The organism is Nocardioides abyssi, assembly GCF_030412915.1.
GTDB classification, from domain to species: Bacteria; Actinomycetota; Actinomycetes; order Propionibacteriales; family Nocardioidaceae; genus Nocardioides; species Nocardioides abyssi.
Window position 1 is genome coordinate 1 of sequence record NZ_JAUHJR010000018.1, and the last position, 7844, is coordinate 7844.

Annotated in this window: 8 protein-coding genes; 6 read left to right on the forward strand and 2 right to left on the reverse strand. The window is 73.6% G+C overall.

Translation table 11 applies throughout. The features are described 5' to 3' along the window. Nucleotides 1-139 precede the first annotated feature (139 nt). Nucleotides 140-955, reverse strand: a complete 816-nt coding sequence (locus QWY29_RS19635) for a MerR family transcriptional regulator (protein WP_300962921.1) — start codon at nt 953-955, stop codon at nt 140-142. Nucleotides 956-1007: 52 nt separating this feature from the next. Between QWY29_RS19635 and QWY29_RS19640 the strand changes: the two genes are divergently transcribed. The 6 genes from QWY29_RS19640 (at nt 1008) to QWY29_RS19665 (ending at nt 7636) form a co-directional block, all read left to right on the forward strand. Beyond that, nucleotides 1008-2849 carry a hypothetical protein gene (locus QWY29_RS19640; protein WP_300962923.1) on the forward strand — a complete coding sequence of 614 codons (1842 nt, stop codon included), beginning with the start codon at nt 1008-1010 and terminating at the stop codon, nt 2847-2849. After that, nucleotides 2846-2995, forward strand: coding sequence for a hypothetical protein (locus QWY29_RS19645; RefSeq protein WP_300962925.1), 150 nt, complete (start codon nt 2846-2848; stop codon nt 2993-2995). The genes QWY29_RS19640 and QWY29_RS19645 overlap by 4 nt, the downstream gene beginning before the upstream one ends. 70 nt (nt 2996-3065) lie before the next feature. Next, the gene (locus QWY29_RS19650; protein WP_300962927.1) at nt 3066-3506 is read left to right on the forward strand and encodes an ATP-binding protein; all 441 of its coding nucleotides are present in this window, start codon (nt 3066-3068) and stop codon (nt 3504-3506) included. 97 nt (nt 3507-3603) lie between these two features. After that, nucleotides 3604-4131, forward strand: coding sequence for a DUF5709 domain-containing protein (locus QWY29_RS19655; RefSeq protein WP_300962928.1), 528 nt, complete (start codon nt 3604-3606; stop codon nt 4129-4131). Nucleotides 4132-4434: 303 nt separating this feature from the next. After that, nucleotides 4435-6036, forward strand: coding sequence for a GMC family oxidoreductase (locus QWY29_RS19660; RefSeq protein WP_300962929.1), 1602 nt, complete (start codon nt 4435-4437; stop codon nt 6034-6036). Between the two features lies 1 nt (nt 6037). Then, nucleotides 6038-7636 (forward strand): aldehyde dehydrogenase family protein, encoded by a 1599-nt coding sequence (locus QWY29_RS19665; protein ID WP_300962930.1) that lies wholly within the window; start codon nt 6038-6040, stop codon nt 7634-7636. A gap of 84 nt (nt 7637-7720) precedes the next feature. On the opposite strand, the gene QWY29_RS19670 is transcribed toward QWY29_RS19665, so the two are convergent. Further along, nucleotides 7721-7844 (reverse strand): integrase core domain-containing protein (locus QWY29_RS19670; RefSeq protein WP_300962932.1); only part of this gene is annotated, 124 nt, incomplete at its 5' end.

Below are 7844 nucleotides of genomic sequence, written 5' to 3' on the forward strand. Positions count from 1 at the left end.
GTTAAGCCTTTCAGCGCCGATGGTACTGCAACCGCGAGGTTGTGGGAGAGTAGGACGCCGCCGGACATACCATTAGCAAGCGGGGCCATACCTTCGGGTATGGCCCCGCTTCGCATTTCCCGCGACTTTCCTGGCCGCGCTAGCGACGGCCGTCGAAGCCCCCGAGCACGCGGTCGGCCCGGTCCGCCATCGCGAGGTCGAAGGTGGCCTGCAGGGCGCGCGTCGCGAGCTGACGCAGGTCGTCGAGCGCCTGCTCCACGTCCGGCCACGCGACGGCCGGCTTCCCGGCGTCCACGAACGGCTGCCAGACGCGGTCGACGAAGAGGCCGACGTACAGCTTGGCCACGCCGTCGGCATGGCGGCGGAGCCGCTCGAGCAGGTCGAGCGCCCCGGCGGCGTCCAGGGCCAGCAGCCGCATCGCCTCCTCGCCGGCGGCGAGCAGCGCGGGCGCGACGACCTCGACGCGCGGTTCGCCATCGGAGCCGTCGGGTGCCTCGCGCACCAGTCCCAGGCGCAGCGCGGTCTCCAGGACCGGCCCCGCGTCGGTGCCCGCGAGCCGGAACCGGTCGACGAGGTCGGCCAGCGTCGTCAGCTCGACCTCGGGCGGGGGGAAGATCCCTCGCGCCTGCTCGGTGAACGCGAGGAGCTGCCCGTCGGCAGTGGTGTCGGTGTCGAGCATCCGGGCGATGCCGTCGAGCTTGAGGCCCGCGGCGCGCAGCTGCTGCACCAGGCGCACCCGCTCGACGTGCTCGGCGCCGTAGTAGCCGGTGCGTCCGTGCAGCTCCGGCGGAGGCAGCAGCTTGCGCGACTGGTAGCTGCGCAGCGACCGCACGGAGACGCCCGTACGCCGGGCGAGCTCCTCCACGACGAAGAGCCCCGAGGGCCCGGTCGAGCCGGTCGAGCCGAGAGCTCCGGGGGAGCCGTCCTCGGACTCGGGGGACGTGTGCTCGACCACGCTGCGATGCTAGCCGTTGCCACGGTTGCACCGAACGATGTTACATAGATCCATGCTCCCTTCTCTGGTCCTGCCCGCGGCGCTCTCCGCCGCGCCCTCGGCCGTCGAGGACCGCCCGGCCGGCGCCGCCGCGCTCGACGAGGTGGCCCTCGCCTCGGGCCTCGCCCTGCTCATGACGATCGCGCTCGGGGTGGTCGTGCTCGCCCACCGCTCCGGCCGGCTCCCCGCCCTGACCCGGCTGATGGGCCGGATGGACCGGTCGCGTGCGTTCGGCAGCCTCGCCCCCTGGGCCCAGGTGCCGCTGATGGTCGCGATGGTCTCGCTGATCACCGCGCTGCTCGGCATGTACTGGGACATCTCCCTGCACATCGGGCTGGGCCGCGACGAGGGGCCGCTGGCCAACCCGGCGCACTACCCGATCCTCTTCGGGCTCTTCGGCATCTCCGCCGCCGGCGTGCTGGCCTGTGCCCTGCCGCGCGAGGACGAGGTCGGGCCGTCCGGCGTGAAGCTCGCCCCCGGCTGGCACGCGCCGGCGGGAGGCGTGCTGCTGACCGGCGCCGGCACCTACGCGTTGCTCGGCTTCCCCCTCGACGACGTGTGGCACCGCATCTTCGGCCAGGACGTCACGCTCTGGGGCCCGACCCACCTCATGCTCATCGGCGGCGCCGGGCTCTCGCTCGTCGCGATGGCGGTGCTGCTCGAGGAAGGCCGGGTCGCCACCGAGCGCACCGGTCGGCGGACGAGCGCGGTGGCGACGTACGTGCTCAAGGCCTGCCTGGTCGGCGGCCTGCTCATCGGGATGAGCGTCTTCCAGGCGGAGTTCGACTTCGGCGTCCCGCAGTTCCGCCTCGTGCTGCAGCCGTTCCTCATCGCCGTGGCCGCGGCGTTCAGCCTCGTGGTCGCCCGGCTCTGGATCGGGCGCGGGGCGGCGATCGCCGCCGTGCTCTTCTACCTGCTCGTGCGCGGCGGCGTCAGCGTGGTCGTCGGGCCGGTGCTCGGCGAGCTGTGGGCGGCGGTGCCGCTCTACCTGGCCGAGGCGCTGCTCGTGGAGCTGGTCGCGCTCCGCCTGGCCCGTCGCCCGATCGCCATGGGTGTGGCGAGCGGTGCGCTCATCGGCACCGTCGGGTACGCCGCGGAGCACGCGTGGACGCAGGTGGCCTTCCGGCTCCCGTGGACCTCGGACGTCGTGGTGGAGGGTGTCGCGATGGCGACCGTGGCCGGGGTGGCCGCGGGCCTGCTCGGCGCGCTGCTGGTGCTCGGCCTGCGGCGGGACCTGCCCGACACGCTCCGGCCGCGGCTCCTCTTCGGCCTGGCCCTCGGCGTGATCGCGGCCTGCGCGGCCAACGGTGTGGTCGCGACCCACCCCGACGACCTCCGCGGCACGGTCGCGGTCTCCGAGGCCGGCGGCGGCGAGGTCGAGCTCGAGGTCACCCTGGACGAGGAGCCCGACGGTGGGCCGGCCTGGCTGACCGTCACGGGTTGGCAGGGCGGCGCCGGCACCGAGGGGCTGGTCGTCGACCACCTCGAGGAGCGGGGCGACGGGGTGTGGGCCACCACCCGGGCCGTCCCCGCGGACGGCACCTGGAAGACGATGGTGCGCCTGCACGACGGCCGCCAGCTGTCCGCGATGCCGGTCTTCCTGCCGGAGGACGCCGCGCTGGACGAGCCCGAGATCCCGGTCGAGGATGGCACGCGACCGTTCGACGAGGAGAAGCTGCTGCTGCAGCGCGAGCTGTCCGACGACGTACCCGGGTGGTTGTGGCTCGCCGCCGGCTCGGTCGTCCTGCTCTGCTCGCTGGCGCTCCTGCTGGGTCTGGGGTGGGGCGTGCAGCGGTTCGCGCGGACGACCCAGCCCGGGCTCGGCGCCGCCCGGGGCCCGAAGGTCCCGGCGTGAGGGGGCCGAGCGCCCCGGTCGTCGAGCACATGGGTGCCCTGCACGGCGCTGAGGGGTTCCTGGTGCTGCTGCTCGCGCTGGGGCCGTTGGCGGTCGCGTTCGTGACGGTCTTCTACCTGCGGTGGCGCGGCGAGCAGGACACCTGAGGACATCCGGCCGGGTGAGCCCCGGGCCGTCGCCCGTTTGGGCGACGCTGCGGCGGCTCACCGGGGGGCCATGGCGGCCGTCGACGAGGATCCTTGCACCCGGGTGCACCTGTGGCACGACCTCACCGCCGTGGCGGACGCCCGGCGGGCGCTGGTCGCCGACATGGAGCTCGCCGGTCACGACCGACGCTCGATCGAGGACGCCGTGCTGGTCTTCTCCGAGCTCGCGAGCAACGCGGTCGAGCACGGGTCGCCCCACGGGTGCGGCCACGTGGAGGCGACCTGGTGCCTCTTCCCCGCGGGGGTGCGGGTCACGGTCGCCGGCGACGTCGACCCGGCGCTCGGGCCGTCGGTGCTGGAGCGGTTCGAGCCGCGGGAGGCCGACAGCTTCGCGCCGCGCGGGCGTGGCCTGACCATCGTCGACCACGTGTGCGAGCGGTGGGGCGTCGACCTCGACGACGGCACGGTGCGCGTGACCGCCCAGCTCGCATTCGACGACGCCCACGGCTGACCGGGCTCGGAGCCGCCTCGTTCTGTCCGGCCGCGTCGGGCTCCCGACGTGACCTGCGCGGCCCGATAGCGCGCGAGCAGTCGGGTACCGGTGCCGCATGAGCCAGAATGACCCCGCAGCCGACAACGCAGCCACCGGCACCGACCCCTCGGTCGACGTCACCGAGGACGCCAGCGACAACGAGAGCTACCACGGCTACAGCGTCGACGACGAGACCCAGCCGCAGAGCTCGGGCGACAGCCTGGTGCAGGAGAACTCCGACATCGGCGAGCCCCTCGACGAGGGCTACAGCCCGCCGGAGAAGTACTCCGTCGCGCAGGGCTACGGCAACACCCCGCTCGAGGAGGCGATGGGCGAGACCTTCGACCAGCGTCTCGAGCAGGAGGTCCCCGAGCCCGACCCGTACGAGCAGGCCGAGGTCGAGGCCGAGCGCGGCGAGCTCAACGACGACATCCGCCAGGGCGCCCAGACCGGCGACGCCCGCGCGGGCCGCCTCGTCGAGCCCGACGAGGGCGCCCACACCGATGTCGAGAAGGACCTCGTCGCCGAGGACGTCGGCATCGACGGGGCCGGCGCCGGCGCCGAGGAGGCAGCCGTCCACGTCGTCGACGACGACCAGCTCTGATCTCGCCCTGATCGACCCAGCCCGTCGGCCGTTGTCCACAGCCTGGCGGGCTGTGGCGGGGTAGTCCGTGACGTTCCGCAGGTCATTCCGCTCGATCCGCCTGCCGGACGTCACGGACTACCCCGCCGTCCGGGCGCGGGATCCCCGACCTCACGAGCGCTCTCGAGGACCCCGGGGGCGCCCCGGATCTAGGCGGGCGGGCGGCCGCGGTGGACACCCCTTGGTGATCGGGGTCACCCGACCTAGTGTTCCTCGCACCCGTCCCGGCGTCCCGCCGCGGACGGCCGAGTCGAGGAGGACGTCGTGGCCGACCGGGAAGTCTTCACCTACGTGGTGGTCGGAGCCGGCAGCGCCGGCGCCGTCGTGGCCGCCCGGCTGACCGGGGACCCTGCTGTCTCGGTGCTGCTGCTCGAGGCGGGCGGCCCGGCCGACGCCGACGAGGTCGCCATCCCGGCGGCCTTCGCCAACCTGTTCAAGACCCGGTGGGACTGGAACTACCAGACCACCGAGCAGAAGCAGCTCGAGAGCCGTCGCGCCTACTGGCCGCGGATGAAGGCACTCGGCGGCTGCTCGTCGATGAACGCGATGATCTACATCCGCGGCAACCGCGCGGACTACGACACCTGGCGCGAGGCGCACGGCGCGACCGGGTGGGGGTACGACGACGTGCTGCCGTACTTCGTCCGCGCCGAGGGCAACACCCGGATCGGCGGGCCCTTCCACGGGCAGGACGGCCCGCTGCACGTCGAGGACCGCCGCTACACCCACCCGCTCACGACCGCCTGGGTCGAGTCGGCCGTGGCGGCCGGCTTCAAGCCGACCGACGACTTCAACGGGGCCGAGCAGGAGGGCGCCGGGCTCTACCAGGTGACCTGCCGCAAGGGCCGCCGCTGGTCGACCGCCAAGGCCTACCTCGAGCCGGCGGCCGACCGCCCCAACCTGACGACCCGCACCGGGGCGCTGGCCGAGCGGGTCGTCGTCGAGGGCGGCCGCGCCGTGGGCGTCGCCTACCAGCACGGCGGCGCCACCCGCACGGCGTACGTCGACGCGGAGGTCGTGCTCGCGGGCGGCGCGATCAACTCCCCGCAGCTCCTCATGCTCTCCGGCATCGGGCCCGGTGCGCACCTGCGCGAGGTCGGGGTCGACGTGGTGGTCGACCTGCCGGCCGTCGGGCAGAACCTGCACGACCACCCGGCGGTGCCGCTCGTCTTCCGCACGCGCGGCACGACCGACCTGATGGACCACAACAACCTGGTCCAGTTCGCGCGGGCCAAGGCCACGGGCACCGGTCCGCTGACGTCCAACGTGGGCGAGGGCGGCGGCTTCTGGCGCAGCCGCGACGACCTGGCCGCCCCGGACCTGCAGGTGCACGTGGCGCCGACCGGCTTCTACGACAATGGGCTGCACGAGGCGACCGCGCGGCGGGTGACCGTCGCGCCGACGCTGGTGCACGTCGCCAGCCGCGGCACGCTGCGGCTGCGGTCGACAGACCCGCGCTGGCACCCCGAGATCGACCCCGGCTACTTCGACGACCAGGCGGACCTCGACGCGATGACCGCCGGCGTGCGGCGGATGCTCGAGACGGTGGCGACCGGTCCGCTCGCCGAGCTCGTCGCCGGCCCCGGGCTGCCGACGATGGAGGCCTGGGGCGACGACCCGACCGACGTGCAGATCGTCGAGCACCTGCGCGCCTACACGCAGACGCTCTACCACCCCGTCGGCACCTGCGCGATGGGTGACGACGAGCGCGCAGTCGTCGACCCCGAGCTGCGCGTGCGCGGCGTGGACGGCCTGCGTGTCGCCGACGCCAGCGTCATGCCGATGGTCACGCGCGGCAACACCAACGCCCCGACGATCATGATCGGCGAGCGCGCCGCCGACCTCCTGCGTGGAAAGGCCCACTGAGATGACGACCCGGACGAGCGACCAGACGACGCCGGACCCCGCGGCCGACCCCACGACCGACCCGGCCACTGCTTCAGTTAAGACGTTCGAGTCGATCAACCCCGCCACCGGCGACGTGGTCGGGACCCACCCGGTGCACGGCGAGGCCGACGTGCACGCCGCGGTCGAGCGCGCCCGGGCGACGGCGGACTGGTGGGCCGGGCTCGGCTTCGACGGGCGCCAGGAGGTGCTCACCCAGTGGCGTGGCGTCATCACGCGGCGCCTGGCGCAGCTGTGCGACGTCGTCCACCAGGAGACCGGCAAGCCGCACGGCGACGCCCAGCTCGAGTGCGCGCTCGCCATCGACCACCTGGCCTGGGCCGGGTCGCACGCCGCGAAGGTCCTCGGCCGCAAGCGCGTCTCGCCGGGGCTGCTGCTGGCCAACCAGGCCGCGTCGGTGGAGTACCTCCCGCTCGGCGTCGTCGGCGTCATCGGCCCCTGGAACTACCCCGTCTTCACGCCGATGGGCTCGATCGCCTACGCGCTCGCCGCCGGCAACACCGTGGTCTTCAAGCCCAGCGAGCTCACCCCCGGGGTCGGCACCTGGCTGGCCGACAGCCTCCGCGAGGTCGTCGGCGACCACGACCTGCTGCAGGTCGTGACGGGGTACGGCGAGACCGGTGCCGCGCTGTGCCGGGCCGGGGTCGACAAGATCGCGTTCACCGGCTCGACCGCGACCGGCAAGCGGGTGATGGCGACCTGCGCCGAGACACTGACCCCGGTGGTCATCGAGGCCGGCGGCAAGGACGCGCTGCTCGTCGACGAGGACGCCGACCTCGACGCCGCCGCGGACGCGGCCGCCTGGGGCGCCTTCGCCAACGCCGGACAGACCTGCGCCGGGGTCGAGCGGGTCTACGTCCACGAGCGGGTGCACGACCGGTTCGTCGACCTGCTGGCCGCGAAGGCGCGGACCGTGCACGCCGGGGTCGACGTCGACGCCAAGATCGGGCCGATGACGATGCCCGGCCAGCTCGACGTCGTACGCCGCCACGTCGCCGACGCGCTCGCCCGCGGCGGGCGGGCCGTGGTCGGTGGCAACGAGGCGGTGGGGGACCGGTTCGTGCAGCCGACCGTGCTCGTCGAGGTGCCCGAGGACAGCGAGGCGGTGACCGAGGAGACCTTCGGGCCGACGGTCACGGTGCGCAGGGTGCGCGACATGGACGAGGCGGTCGAGCTGACCAACGCCGGCAAGTACGGCCTCGGGTCGGCGATCTTCACCGCCAAGCGCGGCGACGACCTGGCGCGGCGGCTGCGCACGGGGATGACCTCGATCAACTCGGTGATCTCGTTCGCCGGCGTGCCGACGCTGCCGTTCGGCGGGGTCGGGGACTCCGGCTTCGGCCGGATCCACGGCCCGGACGGGCTGCGGGAGTTCACCTTCGCCAAGGCGGTCACCCGGCAGCGGTTCAAGGCACCGCTGAACCTCACGACCTTCGACCGCACGCCCGAGCAGGACACGATGGTCGCCACGCTGCTGCTCGCGCTGCACGGTCGCGCCTCGCAGCTGCCGAAGCTCCCGCGCCGCCCGCTCGAGACGATCCGCGGGCGCCGTCGGGGCTGACCACCTCTCGCCTCGTGCTGCCCACCGTGCGTCCTGGCGCACGCTGGGCAGCACGAGGCGAGGAAAGGCGGGCTAGGTGCGATGTCAGGGGACGTTGGTCAGCCGTGTGACTGGTGGCTTGCCTCCGATGGCGGAGTGGGCGCGGTGGTGATTGTAGAAGTGGAGCCAGCCCGTCAGCGCGTTGTTGCGCTGCTGGGTTGAGTCGTAG

What these genes read in the sequence shown, in the direction of transcription:
- QWY29_RS19640 (WP_300962923.1), top strand. Translation starts at nt 1,008, where the DNA reads ATGCTCCCTTCTCTGGTCCTGCCCGCGGCGCTCTCCGCCGCGCCCTCG.
- QWY29_RS19650 (WP_300962927.1), top strand. Translation starts at nt 3,066, where the DNA reads ATGGCGGCCGTCGACGAGGATCCTTGCACCCGGGTGCACCTGTGGCAC.
- QWY29_RS19655 (WP_300962928.1), top strand. Translation starts at nt 3,604, where the DNA reads ATGAGCCAGAATGACCCCGCAGCCGACAACGCAGCCACCGGCACCGAC.
- QWY29_RS19665 (WP_300962930.1), top strand. Translation starts at nt 6,038, where the DNA reads ATGACGACCCGGACGAGCGACCAGACGACGCCGGACCCCGCGGCCGAC.